Source organism: Aeromonas sp. SrichE-2G, from assembly GCF_017939565.1.
Taxonomy (GTDB): Bacteria; Pseudomonadota; Gammaproteobacteria; order Enterobacterales; family Aeromonadaceae; genus Aeromonas; species Aeromonas taiwanensis.
Genome location: NZ_JAGKRG010000004.1, coordinates 852,316 through 868,493 on the forward strand (window position 1 = coordinate 852,316; position 16,178 = coordinate 868,493).

The 16,178-nt window shown below is 64.4% G+C and carries 14 protein-coding genes; 12 read left to right on the forward strand and 2 right to left on the reverse strand.

Annotated elements, in window-relative coordinates; translation table 11 throughout:
- Positions 1–13: 13 nt before the first annotated feature.
- Entirely contained in the window at positions 14–2,026 is a 2,013-nt protein-coding gene (locus J9885_RS05940) for a methyl-accepting chemotaxis protein (RefSeq protein WP_210548418.1), read from the reverse strand.
- A 257-nt stretch (positions 2,027–2,283) separates the two neighbouring features.
- Between J9885_RS05940 and hinT the strand changes: the two genes are divergently transcribed.
- The 10 genes from hinT to J9885_RS05990 all read left to right on the forward strand — a co-directional run bounded on the left by hinT (position 2,284) and on the right by J9885_RS05990 (position 12,364).
- Complete coding sequence (hinT, locus tag J9885_RS05945; RefSeq protein ID WP_210548419.1) at positions 2,284–2,634, forward strand: purine nucleoside phosphoramidase; 351 nt, start codon at positions 2,284–2,286, stop codon at positions 2,632–2,634.
- Entirely contained in the window at positions 2,634–4,058 is a 1,425-nt protein-coding gene (locus J9885_RS05950; RefSeq protein WP_210548420.1) for a hypothetical protein, read from the forward strand. Before hinT ends, J9885_RS05950 begins: the two co-directional genes overlap by 1 nt.
- A gap of 69 nt (positions 4,059–4,127) precedes the next feature.
- Positions 4,128–4,526 carry a YcfL family protein gene (locus J9885_RS05955; RefSeq protein WP_210548421.1) on the forward strand — a complete coding sequence of 133 codons (399 nt, stop codon included), beginning with the start codon at positions 4,128–4,130 and terminating at the stop codon, positions 4,524–4,526.
- On the forward strand, positions 4,526–5,122 hold the full coding sequence (gene lpoB / locus J9885_RS05960; protein ID WP_210548422.1) for a penicillin-binding protein activator LpoB: 597 nt from the start codon (positions 4,526–4,528) through the stop codon (positions 5,120–5,122). Before J9885_RS05955 ends, lpoB begins: the two co-directional genes overlap by 1 nt.
- A complete protein-coding gene (locus tag J9885_RS05965) occupies positions 5,112–5,972 on the forward strand; it encodes a phosphotransferase (RefSeq protein WP_246876798.1) in 861 nt (286 codons plus the stop codon). The genes lpoB and J9885_RS05965 overlap by 11 nt, the downstream gene beginning before the upstream one ends.
- 51 nt (positions 5,973–6,023) lie before the next feature.
- Positions 6,024–6,884 carry a DUF6279 family lipoprotein gene (locus J9885_RS05970; RefSeq protein WP_210548424.1) on the forward strand — a complete coding sequence of 287 codons (861 nt, stop codon included), beginning with the start codon at positions 6,024–6,026 and terminating at the stop codon, positions 6,882–6,884.
- A 109-nt stretch (positions 6,885–6,993) separates the two neighbouring features.
- Positions 6,994–7,470 carry a hypothetical protein gene (locus J9885_RS05975; RefSeq protein ID WP_210548425.1) on the forward strand — a complete coding sequence of 159 codons (477 nt, stop codon included), beginning with the start codon at positions 6,994–6,996 and terminating at the stop codon, positions 7,468–7,470.
- Positions 7,471–7,617: 147 nt separating this feature from the next.
- Entirely contained in the window at positions 7,618–9,420 is a 1,803-nt protein-coding gene (gene secD / locus J9885_RS05980; protein ID WP_210548426.1) for a protein translocase subunit SecD, read from the forward strand.
- 109 nt (positions 9,421–9,529) lie between these two features.
- A complete protein-coding gene (gene secF, locus J9885_RS05985) occupies positions 9,530–10,444 on the forward strand; it encodes a protein translocase subunit SecF (RefSeq protein WP_210548427.1) in 915 nt (304 codons plus the stop codon).
- Between the two features lie 300 nt (positions 10,445–10,744).
- Positions 10,745–12,364 (forward strand): methyl-accepting chemotaxis protein, encoded by a 1,620-nt coding sequence (locus tag J9885_RS05990; RefSeq protein ID WP_210548428.1) that lies wholly within the window; start codon positions 10,745–10,747, stop codon positions 12,362–12,364.
- Between the two features lie 49 nt (positions 12,365–12,413).
- Here J9885_RS05990 and J9885_RS05995 read toward each other — a convergent pair whose 3' ends face one another.
- Positions 12,414–13,016, reverse strand: coding sequence for a DUF924 family protein (locus tag J9885_RS05995; RefSeq protein WP_210548429.1), 603 nt, complete (start codon positions 13,014–13,016; stop codon positions 12,414–12,416).
- A 191-nt stretch (positions 13,017–13,207) separates the two neighbouring features.
- Between J9885_RS05995 and J9885_RS06000 the strand changes: the two genes are divergently transcribed.
- On the forward strand, positions 13,208–14,122 hold the full coding sequence (locus tag J9885_RS06000) for a DUF808 domain-containing protein (protein ID WP_210548430.1): 915 nt from the start codon (positions 13,208–13,210) through the stop codon (positions 14,120–14,122).
- A 162-nt stretch (positions 14,123–14,284) separates the two neighbouring features.
- Complete coding sequence (locus tag J9885_RS06005; RefSeq protein WP_210548431.1) at positions 14,285–16,063, forward strand: M3 family oligoendopeptidase; 1,779 nt, start codon at positions 14,285–14,287, stop codon at positions 16,061–16,063.
- Positions 16,064–16,178: the final 115 nt, after the last annotated feature.

The following is a 16,178-nucleotide window of genomic DNA, read 5'->3' on the forward strand; positions in this document are numbered from 1 at the left end:
GGGCTCAGGACCATCAGGCGCTGAGGCGGAAGCGCTGGACCAGCCCTTCCTGCTGCTCGGCCAGGGTGTCGAGCTGCTGGCTGGTCTCGGCGACCCGCTCTATCCCCTGGTAGTTGAGGTCCGAGATGTCGGAGATGCGGTTGAGGTTGGTGGCGATGTCCGCGCTGGTGGCCTGCTGCTGCTCGGCGGCGGAGGCTATCTGGCTCGACATGTCGCTGATGAGCACGACGATGCCCTGCACCTCCTCCATGGCATTGTTGGCCTGGGAGCTCTGATCCACGCAGCTGTCCATCTCGCGTGAGCACTCCTGCATCACGTTGACCGCCCGGGCGACCCCCTGCTGCAGGTTCTCGATCATGGTCTGGATTTCGCTGGTGGACTGGGCGGTGCGACCGGCGAGGTTGCGCACCTCGTCCGCCACCACCGCAAAGCCGCGACCTTGCTCGCCGGCTCGGGCCGCCTCGATGGCGGCGTTGAGGGCCAGCAGGTTGGTCTGCTCGGCGATGCCACGGATGACGTCGAGGATGTTGCCAATCTGGCCGCTCATGGCGCTCACATCGCCGATCACCTTGCCGGTCTGTTGCAGCTTGCCCGCCAGCTGGTGGGTGGTGGTGATGTTGCCGGCCATCACCTTGCGGCCCATCTCGGAGGCCTTCTCCACGTCCATCACCCGCTCCAGGGTCTGGTTGGCGGCCTGGGCCACCTCCCGCACCGAGGCCTCCATCTGGGTCATGGCGGCGGCGACCGAGGCGGTCTCCTGGCGCTGTTTCTCCAGATCCGCCCGCACTGATTCCGTGGTGTGGCGGTTGTCGTGGGCGGCGCTGTTGAGCTGGTTGGAGGCCTGGGAGAGCTGCCTGAGCACATCCCCCATCTGCTGGATCAGCAGGTTGATCTGGCCGCCGATCTGGCCAAACTCGTTCTGGCTCTTGAAGCCGACCCGCTGGGTCATGTCGCCCTGGGTCACTTCGGTCAGCACCCGCAGCAGCTCTTTAAGGGGGACGCGGATGGCCTTGCCCAGGGTGAAGGCCACCAGGATGGCGACGACGATGGCGATGACGATGCTGATCCCCTGAGTCAGGGTGCTCTGGGTCTGTACCCGGTCGGAGGCCTTGATGCTGGCGTTCATCAACTGCTGGCTCTGGGCCGTGATCCCTTCGAGCTTGTTCTGGATACCGAGGATGAGCTGGCTCGCCTCCTTGCTCCGTTCCCGCATGGCCTGCTGCTGTTTCATCAGGGCCAGGTACTGGGAAAGCACACCGTCGTTGCCCGTGGTATCGCGCACGAAGCCATGGACGTAGTGGCCCATGTTGTTGTCGAAGTCCTTGAGCTCCCCCTGAAGATCCTTGATGGTGCTGTTGAACCCCTCGATCTGCATCTTGTTGCGCTTGAGCGCCCCCTCGATGGGGGCGGGGATGCTCTGGTTCAGGGCATCCATGGTGGAGAGCTCGATGGCGGAGAGCTTGGTGGTCAGGGTCTCGGAGAGCATCTTGATGAAGCTGTCGTCCACGGTGACCATCATGTCGCCGAGGTTCTTCTTGAACTGGGGCAGGCTGACCTGGAACTGGCCCTTGGCCAGATTGACCTTGTGCAGTCGGGTGAGCAGGGCCTCGTGTTCGCCGGGCAGGGTCTGGGTGAGTTGCAGGTAGTCATCCACCAGTTTGCCGAGGGCCTGCATGTCACCCTGCAGCTGGGGATGGGGCGCCAGCTGCTGCTTGAGGCTGGCCAGCATCTTGTCCACCTGTCCCTTGGCCTGCTGCAGTTCCGCCACCTCTTCCGGCAGACGCTTGATATCCTGTTCGGTCAGCACGTCGGTGAGCCACTTGTTGGCGCTGAGGAGGCTGATCTGGGTCTGGCTGCTGGCAAGCACCAGGGGCATGGACTCCTGGGTCACCTGATGGAGGGCGCTGCCGAGTTCGTTCTGGCCGCGAAAGGTCAGTACCGCGCTGGCGACCATGACGGCGACCAGGATGGCAAAGCCCAGATAGACTCTCTGTAAAATCGAGAGGTCTGACATAGTTTGTTTCATTATTGTCCCGCTGTCTGTGCAAAAGTCCCTTGCCTGAGTACCCCGTCCCTTTGATACCCTGCATGCCCCGAAGGGGATGTCGCCCAGGTACGCGGGACGTCATCCTCGCTATCGGTATTCTTCACAATAACTGAAGGGATTGGGACAACGGCTGTGTCAAATGTCGGCTTGTGTCACACTTGGCGGGCCAAGGCGGCATATTTGGGAGCCGCTTGAGTTTTGTGTTGAATTTTCTTTTTCCTATAAAGGAGTTACCCATGGCGCAAGAAACCATTTTCAGCAAAATCATCCGCAAAGAGATCCCCGCCGACATCCTTTATCAAGACGAGCTGGTGACCGCCTTTCGCGACATCCAGCCCAAGGCCAAGACCCATATCCTGATCGTGCCCAACGTGCTGATCCCCACCGTCAACGACGTGGAGCCCGATCACGAGCTGGCGCTCGGCCGCATGTTCACCGTGGCCCGCAAGCTGGCGGCGGATGCCGGGATCGCCGAGGACGGCTACCGCCTCATCATGAACTGCAACCGCCACGGCGGGCAGGAGGTCTACCACATCCACCTGCACCTGGTCGGTGGCCAGCCCCTGGGACCCCTGCTCAGCCTGTGATGCCTTCGCCTCTTCGACTGGCCGGCCCGCTGCTGGCCAGTCTTCTGCTGGGGGGCTGTGCCTCCTTCTGGCAGGACATGTTCGTCTCCTATTCCGATCAGATGGCTCCCCTGCGCAACCAGTTGCTGCTGGGCCATGCCGCCGAGGCCCTGCCCGAGGTGCGCGAGTCGACCCCGGGGGACGACACCTATGTGCTGGACCAGCTGGAGAAAGGGCGCATCGCCTGGCTGGCGGGGCAGGACGGCGCCAGCAAGCAGGCCCTGACCGCCGCCGACAGCCGGCTCACCTGGGAGGACAATCAGGCCGAATACCGCCTGAGCCGGGGGCTGGCCCAGGCGGGGAGCCTGATGACCAACGATCAGACCATGGCCTACCGGGCGCCGGACTACGAGCGCACCATGCTGCACCACTATCTGGCCCTGGGTTACCTGCAGCGGGGAGATGCCGGCGGCGCCCTGGTGGAGGTGCGCCGGGCCAACCAGGTGCAGGAGCGGGCACTCGCCCGCCGGGCCGACGAGGTGCGCAAGGCCGCGCAGGAGGGGACGCAGGACGACACCGACGGGGAGATGCGCCAACGGATGTCGCGGTCGGCTCCCGAGCTGGATCGCCTGATCGGCAAGGTGAAGAACGGTTTTCAGAACGCCTACACCTTCTATTTCTCCGGCGTGCTCTACGAGGCGGCCGGGGATCTCAACGACGCCTGGGTCGACTATCAGCGCGGCTACCAGATAGCGCCGGACAACAGGAGCCTGCAGGATGCCCTGCTGCGCCTGGCCAGGCTTCGCGGCTCCCCCGAGGAGATCAAGGAGACCGAGCAGAAGATCGGCCGCAAGGCACCGCAGCCGGTCAAGGATCAGGGCCAGCTGGTGGTGCTGTTTGAAGATGGGCTGATCCCGGCGCGGCGGGAGTTCTTCCTGCCGCTGCCCCTCTCCACCTCGGGCGGCGATTTTCGTACCTTTACCGTGGCGGTGCCCTATTACGACAACCGGGCCAGCGCCAGCGGCCCGCTCGCGGTCACCCTGGGCACGCGGGTGGAGCAGACCAGCGAACTGGTCAGACTGGAGGCGCTGGCCGCCAAGGATCTGCAGGAGCGGTTGCCGGGTATGCTGACCCGCCAGGCCCTCAGGCTGGTGGCCAAGGAGCAATTGAGACGCAGCGCCGCCAAGGAGGGGGGCGATGTGGGCAACATCCTGGTGGGGATCTTCAACACCCTCTCGGAGCGGGCGGATACCCGCAGCTGGTTGACGCTGCCTGCCCAGGCGTCGAGCTGGCAGGGGATGGTCCCTGCGGGGCCGGTCAGCCTGACCCTGGGGGCGGGCAGCGCCATGCGTACCCTGCCGCTCACCGTCCACGGCGGGCGCACCACGCTGGTGTGGGTGCAGCGTCTGGGGAGTGGTCTCACGACCCGGGTGATGCCACTGTGAGGGCGTCCGGGCAATGGCAATCCACATGAACGACCGGTTCGGCCCCAGGCCGCCGGTGAGGAGAACAAGATGAAAGCACAAGGGTTGGCCCAGGGCCTGGTTCTGCTGCTGGCTGGCTGCGCCACCAATACCTCAGGCGTGGCGCTCTATGGCGCGGCAGGCGCCGCGGCGGTGGCGGAGCAGCACCAGAACGTCAACGTCACCCTGACCGAGCTGAGCCGCCGTCAGCAGAACGGCCTGCTGCAGGTCAATGTGGCGGCCGCCAGCACCCAGCGCGGCGACAACAAGCTGCAGTATCTCTTCTACTGGTATGACGATGCGGGGCAGGAGCTGGCCAGCGATGGCCGTGGCTGGACGCCCCTCAAGCTGCACGGCTACCAGACCCGCACCCTGTCTGCCCTGGCGCCGAGCCCGGCCGCCCGGGGTTACCGGATTTACGTTCGCGAAGTGATGGAGGAATCCTACTGATGAAAATGAATCATGCCCTGCTGATCCTGACCTCTGCCCTGCTGCTCGGGGGCTGCTCCAGCACCACCGTCAGCTATGGCGATCCCACCGAGACCGAGACGGTCACCGTGGATTACGGCTCCAGCGACCTGCAGGCCATCGCCGACAAGATGGCGGACTCCCTGCTCGCCTCGCCGGCCACCAGCGAGATCACTGCGGGCGGTCGTCCCGTGATGTACATGGATTCCATCCGTAACAAGACCTCGGAGCACATCGACACCGAGGCCATCACCGACACCCTGCGCACCAAGCTGCTGCGTGCCGGCAAGTTCCGCTTCGTCGACATGAGCAAGGTGGCGGCGGTCAAGCAGCAGCTCGACTACCAGCAGAGCAGCGGCATGGTGGATCCCGCCACCATGGTGCGCCTGGGCAAGCAGACCGGCGCCCGCTACATGGTCTATGGCAACCTCGCCAGCATCGTCAAGGACAACGGCAAGGTGAAGGATGTCTACTACCAGATGACCATGAACCTGATGGATCTGGAGAATGGCGAGCTCTTGTGGGCCGACCAGAAAGAGATCCGCAAGCAGGCCAAGAAGTCCACCTTTGGCTGGTGACCACGTAGCGCGCCAGGGGGCGCTGACGGATCTGGCGCTGCTCGCCAGTCTGCCAGCCCCCTGGTGCAACGGACGGCTGACGCCGCTTGGCCGCGGCCTGACCAACGGCAACTATCGACTCAGCCTCCCCTCGGGGCAGTGCGCCTTCCTGCGATGTGGCCACCCGGATCCGGTGCGCCTAGGCATCGACCGGGCCACCGAATGGCAGCTCTATCGGGGGGCCGTGGAGCAGGGGCTGGCACTGCCCTGCCATCACGGCGATCCCGCCAGCGGCCTGATGCTGCTGGCGTGGTGCGACGAGCCGAACTGGGCCGAGCAGGCGCCGCCGCCCGCCGAGCAGCCCCGCCTGCTGGCGGAGGTGCTGGCGCGGCTGCATCGCCTGCCGGTGCCGACCGTGGTGATGGCGGTGCGGGCCCACAGCGCCGGGTATCGCGACCGCCTGGCGCGAGTGCCCGGCTGGCTGCCTGCGCTGGAGCGGGGGCTGCTCGCGAGCCGGGAGCCCACCGATTGCTGGCTCCCTTGCCATCACGATCTCAATCCGGCTAACTTGTTGGGATCGCGTCCCTGGGTCATCGACTGGGAGTATGGCGCCGCCGGTCATCCGGGCTTCGAGGTCGCCAGCATCCAGCGTACCCATGGCTGGAGCGAAGAGCAGCGGCGTCAGTTGGAGAGCTGCTATCTTGAAGGCGTGGGAGCGCATAAGCTGCTCAATGACAAAGGATTTCAGGCCGACGCCTTCCTGCCATGGGTCGATTACATCGGCCTGTTGTGGGCGCTGCTGATGGCCGAGCAACAACCGGGGCCCGAGTATCAGGCCCTGATCGACACGAACCGCCAGCGCCTGGAGTGAATCCGGGCAAGGGTGTGAGAGACGCTTGTATTCAATGAATGGGAGGCATGCATGGTGACCACATTCTCATGGCGTCAACCTCGTAGCTGGAGCCTGTTGCTGCTCTGCCTGCTGCTGACGGGTTGCGCCACCCGGGTGATCTATTACTGGCTCGACTCGGCCATCGTCTGGCAACTGGACGACTACTTCTCCCTGAACCGCAGCCAGAAGACGTTGCTGGACAAGGAGGTGAAGGGATTGATGGCCTGGCACCGGCAGCACGAGCTGCCCCTCTATGCCCGGGATCTCGACGCCCTGGCCAAGGCGGTGGCCAGCCCCATGACGCCGGCCCAGGTGACCGAGCACCTGGACAGAACCCAGGCGAGCCTGACACGCACCCTGGAGAACGCAATTCCCCGTACGGTGCGCCTCGCCAGTACCCTGACCGACGCCCAGGTGGCGCACTTCATGACCGACAGGGTGAAGCGCCAGCAGGAGCGTCAGCACGACTTTGCCACCCAGTCGAAGGCCGAGATGATGAAGGGCTTTCGGGAGAAGATGAACGAACGCCTGGTGTTCTGGATAGGCAAGGTGAAGCCCGCCCAGCAACCCCTGATCAACCAGTGGGCGGAGTGGCAATACGAGATGATGGCCCCCTGGCTCGATTTCCAGGAGGCCTGGACCAGGGAGCTCGACCGGCTGATGAAGCAGCGCCAGAGCCCGAATTTCGGCCAGGAGCTGACCCGTCTGCTGCAGCAGGGGGATGGCCTGATGGATGGCCGTTTCACCGGCTACACGGACAAGTCCCGCCAGCGCACCATCCAGTGGCTCAGCGATTTGAGCCAGTCCATGGATCTCTCCCAGCGGGCCCATCTCTATACCCTGCTCAAGGACTATGCCGATGACTTCGAGGAGATGACCCGAGGCCGCTGAGGGGAGGGCACCGGGCAACGCCAGGGCGGCGACCGACGGGGTCGCCGCCCTTGTTCTTGTGGGGGCGGCTGTGGTAGCTTGCCCTTTCTATTTTTCGGGAATTAACTATTTGAGCCTGCTGGACAAAGTGAAACTTGCGGCGATGGCCCTGCTCATCGCGCTCACTCTGTTGCTCTGCGCCGTCCAGGTGGAGGGGCTCAGGCTGCCCGTTTCCCAGGCCTCCCAGGGCCAGCTCGTCGATGCCCGGCCGGCCTCTGCCCAGAGTGCAGATCTGCACGCCATCCCGGGCCATGGCGCCAGCCAGGGGGACGACGGGGCCGTCAAGTTCATCGGTGCCCACCAGAATCACCTGCTGCGCCTCGAGCACTCCCTGAACCGCGATCACCAGCCCGGCAGCGTGGTCTACGAGCTGGTGATGAGCTGGTCCCAGCAGGCCATCCTGCTGCTGCTGTGCGGCCTCTTGCTTTACGCCGCCCTCGGCTACCCGAGGAGCAGCTTCCTCGACCACTTTGCCACCATTCACCGGCGCCGCCTGCAGCGCCGGCACCTGCAGTACCGCTTCACCCAGGGCCTGCAGCCCGCCTGATCCCGATGGGGTCAGATAGCCAACTGTTGCCTCATCCTCTCTTTGTGGCCGCTCACGTCCCGTGAACGGCCAGGCTGCCTTGTTTCATTTTTTCGCACGGAGCGGCGTCGCGTCGCCCCTTGCCATCGCCTGACAGAGGCCGATTTCATGAGAAGAAAGAGTCATACCATCATGAACCGCATGAGCCTGTGGCAGTACGCCCTGCTGCTGCTGATGCTGGTCACCTTCGCGTTTTATTCCCTGCCCACCTTCTTCGGTGAGCAGCCCTCCTTGGGCCTCCATGGCCAGACCCGGCTGACGCAGGCGCAGCAGCGCCTGCTGGAGGAGAACCGGATCGCCCCCCAGAAGCTGGTTGCCCAGAAAGAGCGGGTGGAGCTGGTGTTCGCCACCCAGGGGGAGCAGCAACTGGCCAAGCAGTTGCTGGAGCAACAGGGGGTGGACAGCGCCGCCCTGACCCTGGAGTTTCACTCCAACGCCCCGACCTGGATCAGCCGGCTCGGCGCCGACCCCATCAAGCTCGGCCTGGACCTGCGCGGTGGCTCCCAGCTGCTGATCGGGGTGGACGTGGATTTTGTCATCGATACCCAGACCAAGAACCTGGTGGACACCCTGCGCACCCGCTTTCGCGAGGCGAACCTGCGCGGGGCCAGCGTGACCCGCACGGCGCAAGAAGCCGTGGCGATCACCCTGCCCGAGGTGGCGGAGCAGGAGCGCTGGCTCTCCATCATCAAGGAGAGCGCAGGCACCCGTCAGGATCAGTGGACGCTGGCCCGAGCCGGCAATGCATTGACCCTGGTGCTGAGCGAATCTGAGCGCACCCTGCTGGTCAACAACGCCGTGACCCAGAACCTGTCGATCCTCAAAAAACGGATCAACGAGCTCGGCATCGTTGAGGCCTCGGTCCAGCGCCAGGGGCAGGACGGCATCCGCATCGAGCTGCCGGGGGTGCACAACCCCAGGCAGGCGAAGGAGGTGATCGGCGCCACCGCGTCGCTCGCCTTCTACGAGGCCAAGGCGGACAGCCGCTTCTTCATGGCAGATCGCAGCGGCCAGGCGGTGGGCCTCGCCCGCCAGCCGGTGCTGACCGGCGAGCACATCGTCGATGCCCGCGCCAACATGGGGGAGATGGGCCAGCCCCAGGTCAACATCGTGCTCGACACCCTGGGGGGGAGCAAGATGAACCAGTTCAGCCGCCAGCACGTGGGCAAGCCCATGGCCACCGTCTTCACCGAGTACAAGACCAATACCGAGGGGCGGCTGCGCGCCCGCAGCGAGGTGATCAACGTCGCCACCATCCAGACCGCCCTGGGCAACCAGTTCCGTATCACCGGCATCGGCAGTCTGCCGGAGGCTCAGGAGCTCGCCATGCTGCTGCGGGCCGGCGCTCTCACCGCGCCCCTCAAGATCCTGGAGGAGCGCTCCATAGGCCCGACACTGGGTCTGCAGAACATCGAGGCGGGCTTCACCGCCCTGGCGTTCGGCATGGCGGGCATGATGCTGTTCATGATGGCCTGGTATCGCAAGTTCGGCTGGGTCGCCATCACGGCGCTGGTCGCCAACCTCTTGATGCAGGTGGGCATGCTGGCGGTGCTGCCGGGGGCCGTACTGACCCTGCCCGGCATCGCCGGTCTGGTGCTCACTGTGGGCATGGCGGTGGATACCCATGTGCTGATTTTTGAGCGGATCAAGGATCGCCTGCGGGAGGGGGGGAGCCTCGCCAATGCCATCGACTTTGGCTACCGCTCCGCCTTCAGCACCATCTTCGACGCCAACATCACGACGCTCATCTGCGCCGTGGTGCTCTATGCCATCGGCTCCGGGCCGCTGCAGGGCTTCTCCATCACCCTGATCCTGGGGCTCATCTCCAGCATGGTGACCGGCATCTGGGGCACCCGCGCCATCATCAATCCCCTGTGGGGCAACAGCCGCGCCAGGCTGCTGAGGGTATGACCATGACCCGACTTCATCACCATGACGCCGCGCCTGTGAGCCCATCTGGCCTGCGCGCCGACCGCTTCCTGCCGGGAAGCCTGAACCACCTGACGTCGAGGGAAGAACAATGCTGAGAATGATCCTTGCCATGGGGCTGACCCGTTGGCGCTATATCGGTCTGTGGACCTCCGTGCTGCTGACCCTGGCCTGCGTGGCCGTGCTGGCCACCAAGGGGCTCGCCCTCGGCCTCGACTTCACCGGCGGCATTTTGCTGGAGTTTCGCATCCAGACCCTGAAGGAGGCCCATGAGCTCAACGCCCTGCTGACGGCACCCCTCGCGGGGGCCGTGGAGCTGCACGGCGCCGGCGTACCCGGAGAGTGGCTCATCAAGCTGCCCCCCCACGAGCTACCCTGGGCGGCGGAGGATCTGGCCACCATGCTGGGGCAGCAGCTGGCCCTGCCGGTGGAGCTCTTGCGCACCACCATAGTCGGGCCCCAGGTGGGCGCCGAGCTGTTCCAGCAGGGGATGCTGGCGGTGCTGGTGGCCTCCCTGGCCATCTCCGCCTACCTGGCGGTGCGCTTCGAGTGGCGTCAGGCCATCGGCATCCTGGTGTCCGTGCTGCACGACGGCCTGGTGGCGATCGGGCTTCTCGCGCTCTTTGACATCGAGTTCGACCTCAACGTCATCGCCGGCCTGATGGCGGTGATCGGCTACTCCCTCAACGACAGCATCGTCATCTCGGACCGGCTGCGGGACCTGCTGGGGTCGCGCACCCGCATGGGGATCCACGAGTGCTCGGACGTGGCCATCAAGGCCACCTTCAGCCGCACCATGATCACCTCGGGCACCACCCTCTTCACCGTGGGGGCCCTGCTCCTGTTCGGCGGCGATGCCCTCTACGGTTTCTCCTTCACCCTGTTCGCCGGCATCCTGGTGGGCACCCTCTCCTCCATCACGGTGGCCTCCACCGTGCAGGAGCTGCTGGGGCTCTCGCCCCAGGCTTACCAGAAAAAAGAAGAGGAGCTGGCAGAGGCGGCGTGACCGCCATCGACCGCCGCCAAACTACGGGCCGGCCGGGTGATCCCGAGCGGAGATGAATAGCGAGAAGGAAGACGACAGTCTTCCTTCTTTTTTATTGGCCGGCGCTGGCGTAGTCGAGTCTTTGTTGCATTCACATTCAGCCAGCGAGGCTATTTTCGGGCTTTGATCTGACAATTGGCTGTGGGGAATAGCGAGTGCTGGCAGCAGTGACAGATGTGCAAGCCAGAGCATATTTACGGGCCATCTGGAGGTTGCCCATCGTCTACACTGCAATGGAGTTTATTAATGGAGTATGCCTTTATGAACATTGCTCGCCGGCTTCAACTCATTGCCCTGCTGGTTATGCTGGCCCTGGCGTTTCTCAGTTGGTTCAGCATCAATCGACTCTCTGCTGCCAATAACGACCTCGGTTATGTCACCGACAATACGGTGCCCAGCATCTCCCTCATCAAACAGGTACAAGCCGATTTTTACGAGTTGCATGCCTTGATCCAGACCCATGTGCTCAATACCGACAGCAGCAAGATGAATCAGATTGAGACGGGCATTGCAGACCTTCGTACTGAAATCAGCGCTCTCTTGCAAAAATATGAAGCCGATATGCTCTCCAACGAAGAGGACCGGCAACTGACGACGGATGATCAGCGCATCATTGAGCAATATTATCAGGAGATAGAAAAGGTCCTGATATTGTCTCGCGATAATAAAAACACCGAGGCCAGAGACATTATCGCCAATAATGTCATGCCACTGTTCGAGCAGTTTTCCAAGGCCATAGATAAACATGTTCACTTCAATGTCAAATTGGGTGAGGCAGTGAAACAGCAGGGTGAAAAGAACTACGACAATAGCCTCCAGACCATGCTGTTTATTTCTGTAGGTACCGGAATATTGACCCTGGTGCTGTTTATCTGGTTGTTCAGACAGGTCGCCAATCCACTGCGGTTGGCGATGGCGACACTATTCGATATTCAGCACAATTTGAACTTTACTTTGCGGGCCAAGGTGGCCCAGCAAGATGAAATCGGTTTGACACTCTCGGCCGTCAACCGTCTGCTGGACACCTTGCAGCAAACCTTTACCGAGTTTTCAGTGGGCAGTCTGCAGATAAAGAGCACTGCCGAGTCGCTCTCCCAGGCTGCCCATCACCTTGCCTCGTCGGCGAGCCAGGCCAACGATGCCACCAGTCTCATTGCCGCCGGGGTGGAGGAGATGACGGTGAGCATCACGGATATTTCCCAGCGAACCCAGGAGGCCAGTCGCATCACCAATGAATCCGGCAAGCTCGCCAGCGATGGGGGGACCACGATAGACAGAACGGTGAAAGCCATCAACGAGATCGCAGAGGCCATTCGTCAGGCTTCCAGCGAAGTGTCGGCATTGGGCGATGGCATTTCCCGCATTGGTGGCGTGGTGAACGTGATAAGCGATGTGGCGGGGCAGACCAATTTGCTGGCGTTGAATGCGGCCATTGAAGCCGCGCGAGCGGGTGAACAGGGTCGAGGTTTTGCCGTGGTGGCTGACGAGGTGCGTAAACTGGCGGAGCGGACGGCCCAATCGACCAGGGAGATCTCGGAGACGGTGGAGGCCATTCAACAGGGCTCCCAGCTCACGGTGACCAAGATGGTTCAGGTGGAGGAGAAAGTGGCGCAGGGGGTGGCCATGGCCACTGAAAGCGGGGAGATCATTACCCAGATCCGCCAGGCCTCCCATCGCGTCATGGATCAGGTCGGTGAGATCACTATCGCGATTCGCGAGCAGAGCTCGGCGGCGGAGTCCATTGCCCATCAGGTGGAGCAGATCGCCCAGGTGGTCCAGCAGACCAGCAGCACGGCGGAAGAGACATCGGCTGCGGCGGAAGAGTTGAATGTGACCACCGAGAATATTCACCAGCAGATCTCTCGTTATCGCATCCAGTGATCACGATGGGTGCTAGCTCCCCGCCACTTGGCGGGGATTTTTTTATGGGTCAGAAACCTGAACCCGGTTGCAGCAGGAAGGCGGCCTCTTCTTCTGTGCTCGCGCGGCCCAGGATGGCGTTGCGGTGGGGGAAGCGACCGAAGCGCTCGATGATCACCTGATGGCGGCGGGCGAAATCGGCGAAGCCCGCGAAGGTGGACTGGGCAGGGCCTGCCGCCTCCTCATCGGCCAGCGCCTCGAACAGGGCCACGCTTCTGGCCTGCTGCTCCCGGGACTCTGCATGCTCCAGGGGCAGGTAGAAGAAGACCCGGGCCAGCGGCGATAGACCCTTGTCCACCCCGAGCGACAACCCCTTGAGGCAGAGCTCCCGTGCCCTGGCATCCTGGGCAAAGGCGGCCGGGGTGCCGCGGTGGAGGTTGCGCGGCAGCTGGTCGAGCAGCAGGATGAGTGCCAGGCGACCGGCGGGGTTGTCCGCCCAGTGGGCGAGCTCGCCCGCCGCTGCCGCCTTGGCCAGCTCGCCGAAGCGGCTCGTCAGCAGGGCGTCGGTGTCGCTGCTCTTGCCCCACCAGAGGGGGGCTTGGCGCGTGGCACGGGTGACGTCGTCGGCGTCGTCACCAAACCAGAGGTCGAGCAGAGGTTGCCAGGGTTGCATGGAGACTCCTTGGGCCTGGGGCCTTGAGGTGAAACAGGGTCCGGGGACCCTGTCATGGGGGCTGCCGAAATGGCGGCTTCTCGTTACACTGTGCCATCTTTTCCCGAAATAGGGAGCCCCCTCTGGCTGGCACCGCCCCCCGGTGTCTGGTGGCCGGTGGGGGCCTACCGCAGCAAGAAGGAATTTCTGATATGGCCGGAACCAGTCTGTTGGCCCTGCTCGACGATATTGCCACCGTACTCGATGACGTGGCGCTGATGACCAAGGTGGCGGCGAAGAAGACCGCCGGGGTGCTGGGGGACGATCTCGCCCTCAACGCGGAGCAGGTGAGCGGAGTGCGCGCGGAGCGGGAGCTGCCCGTGGTGTGGGCGGTGGCCAAGGGGTCGCTGCGCAACAAGCTCATCCTAGTGCCGGCCGCCATTGCCATCAGCGCTCTGGTGCCCTGGCTCATCACCCCGCTCCTGATGTTGGGGGGTGCCTACCTCTGTTTCGAGGGGGCCGAGAAGCTGGCCCACAAGTTTCTGCCTCACGAGGAGGAGAGCATCGCCACGGTGGAGGCGATCCCCGACGATCTGGCGGCCTATGAGCGCCAAAAGGTGAAGGGAGCCATTCGTACCGACTTCATCCTGTCGGCGGAGATCATCGTCATTGCCCTCGGCACGGTACAGGGCTCCAGCCTGGGCCTGCAGATCGCCGTGGTGGCGGGCATCGCCCTGCTGATGACCGTCGGGGTCTACGGCCTGGTGGGGCTCATCGTCAAGCTTGACGACATCGGCCTGCACCTGCTGCAAAAGCCCGATGGCGGCGCACTGCGCCGGGCAGTGGGGCAGGGGTTGCTGGTGACGGCGCCCAGGCTGATGCACCTGCTGGCGCTGGTCGGCACCATCGCCATGTTCATGGTGGGGGGTGGCATCCTGGTGCACGGCTGGCCCTTTGCTCACCACCTTATCGAGGGGGCCGGTGCGGCTGTGGCCACCCTGCCCGCCATGGGCGCCGTCCTCGCCGTGGTGACGCCCACCCTGCTCAACGCCCTGGTCGGGGTGGTGGCGGGTCTGGTGCTGGTGCTGGTCATGACACTAGTGGGCAAACTCCAGCCCGCCAAGTAGGCGCCCCCCACCGACAGGGGCCGTCGCGCCCGTCCTCCTTGTGACACCGGTTGCCTCGAATGGGGGCTAGGCAAGTGCCTGGCCCCCTTCGTACTATCCGGGCTGACACCCGCCCAAAGAGGCAGGGTCAGCCCATATGGATGCAAACAGACAAGGACAACCATGAACCCACCCGTTTGGCGAGATGATCACATCTATGCCGCCCCCGACGATCCGGCCATCGACGCCGCCTTCCAGCAAGCCGCCCACGCCCTGAACGAGCTCGACGCCCTGCTGGCCACCCTGCCTGACACCCAGGATCCCAACGCCCTGCGCCACCTGTTGCGGGCCATTCGCCGCCAGGCCAACGGGGTGAAGAGGCTGGCCTGGAACTGCCAGGTCTACGGTTACAACCGCCTGAGCCGGGATGGTCGCGACGAGCCGGCCCGGGCGCTGCTCTCTCGCGGCCAGCAGTTGCAGGCGACCCTGGCCCAGCGCAGCAAGCCGGTGGCCCTGTTCTGGGTGCGTGCCCCCGAATCTCTGGTGCGCACCCTGCTGCAGGATCCCGAGCTGTTCGAGCTCGCCTACCTCATCCACCACGACAGAAAGCAGCAGGCTCAGTGGCTGTCGCTCGAGAGCGAGCAGCTCATCGAGGGACTGGCGGTGGACGGCCTGCAGGGGTGGGGGGATCTCTATGACAACCTGGTGGGGCGCCTGCTGCCGGTGGTGGAAGGGGTGCCCATGGGGCTGGCCCAGGCGGACAACCTGCTCGCCCACCCGGACCGGGCGCGGCGTGCCAGCGCCTGGCACGCCATTCAGGCCGCCTGGGAGGCGGAGCAGGAGACGGTGGCCGCCATCCTCAACGCCATCAACGGCTGGCGCAACGAGCTCGTCCGTCAGCGCGGCAGGGGACGCAGGCAGGATGCCCTCGATGTCTCCTGCCATCAGGGCCACCTCACGCGTACCACCCTGGAAACCCTGATGACGGCGGCCGGGGAGCACAAGGTGCTGGGGCGCCGCGCCCTGCGGGCCATGGCCTGCGCCCGGCAGATCAGCGACTTCGCCCCCTGGGATCTCTATGCCCCGGCGCCGCTGGCCACGTCTAGCACGCTCGGTTTCGATCAGGCGCTGACTCTGGTGGTGGAGGCCTTCGCGGCCTTCGATCCCGAGATGGGGGCCTTCGCCCGCATGATGGCCGACAAGGGGTGGATCGATGCTGCCCCGAGCGAGCACAGGCGAAGTGGCGCCTACAGCACCGAGTATGCCGACCCGCCGGAGCCACGGATCTTCCTCACCTTCGAGGGGACCCTGGACAACGTCATCACGCTCGCCCACGAACTCGGCCACGCCTGGCACAGCTGGCTGTTGCGAGACCTGCCCCTGGAGCAGCGGGACTACCCCAAGACGCTGGCGGAGACCGCCTCCCTCTTCGCCGAGACCCTGGTGCGCGACGCCCTGCTGGCGGCCACCGACAAGGTGGAGCAACGTCGGGCCATCGCCTGGCTGGACGGGGAGCGCGCCGCGAGCATGCTGCTCGACATCCCCGCCCGCTTCACCTTCGAACGAGCCCTGGTGGCGGCCCGGGATCAGGGTTATGTGGGGGCGGGCCAGCTGCGGGAGATGATGAAATCGGCGCAGCAGCAGTGGTATGGTGACGCCCTCAGCCAGCATGACGAGCTGTTCTGGGCCAGCAAGGGCCACTTCTCCATCGCCGAGCTCGGGTTCTACAACTACCCCTATCTGTTTGGCTACCTCTTCAGCCTGGGGCTCTATGCCCAGCAGGCGCGGGCCGGGCGCGAATTTGTGCCCGCCTATCGCGCGCTGCTCACCGACACCGGTCGCATGAGCGCCGAGGATCTGGTGGAGAAACACCTGGGGGTCGATATCCGCGAACCCGGGTTCTGGCAGGAGAGCCTGCATTATGTGGAAGAGGCGGTGGTTCGTCTCGAGCGGCTGGTGTAGCACCGGCCTTTCTCTGTGTTGACGGGGCGTGGCGGTCAGGCCGCCCGACCCTGTTTCGTGGCCCCGGGGCCACCCTGTTTCACGGCGGGCCGGGCCCGTCTTTGACAATGAGCGT

Coding starts and splice junctions, on each gene's coding strand:
- J9885_RS05940 (WP_210548418.1), bottom strand. CDS start 2,026: ATGAAACAAACTATGTCAGACCTCTCGATTTTACAGAGAGTCTATCTG.
- hinT (WP_210548419.1), top strand. CDS start 2,284: ATGGCGCAAGAAACCATTTTCAGCAAAATCATCCGCAAAGAGATCCCC.
- J9885_RS05950 (WP_210548420.1), top strand. CDS start 2,634: ATGCCTTCGCCTCTTCGACTGGCCGGCCCGCTGCTGGCCAGTCTTCTG.
- J9885_RS05955 (WP_210548421.1), top strand. CDS start 4,128: ATGAAAGCACAAGGGTTGGCCCAGGGCCTGGTTCTGCTGCTGGCTGGC.
- lpoB (WP_210548422.1), top strand. CDS start 4,526: ATGAAAATGAATCATGCCCTGCTGATCCTGACCTCTGCCCTGCTGCTC.
- J9885_RS05970 (WP_210548424.1), top strand. CDS start 6,024: ATGGTGACCACATTCTCATGGCGTCAACCTCGTAGCTGGAGCCTGTTG.
- secD (WP_210548426.1), top strand. CDS start 7,618: ATGAGAAGAAAGAGTCATACCATCATGAACCGCATGAGCCTGTGGCAG.
- secF (WP_210548427.1), top strand. CDS start 9,530: ATGCTGAGAATGATCCTTGCCATGGGGCTGACCCGTTGGCGCTATATC.
- J9885_RS05990 (WP_210548428.1), top strand. CDS start 10,745: ATGAACATTGCTCGCCGGCTTCAACTCATTGCCCTGCTGGTTATGCTG.
- J9885_RS05995 (WP_210548429.1), bottom strand. CDS start 13,016: ATGCAACCCTGGCAACCTCTGCTCGACCTCTGGTTTGGTGACGACGCC.
- J9885_RS06000 (WP_210548430.1), top strand. CDS start 13,208: ATGGCCGGAACCAGTCTGTTGGCCCTGCTCGACGATATTGCCACCGTA.
- J9885_RS06005 (WP_210548431.1), top strand. CDS start 14,285: ATGAACCCACCCGTTTGGCGAGATGATCACATCTATGCCGCCCCCGAC.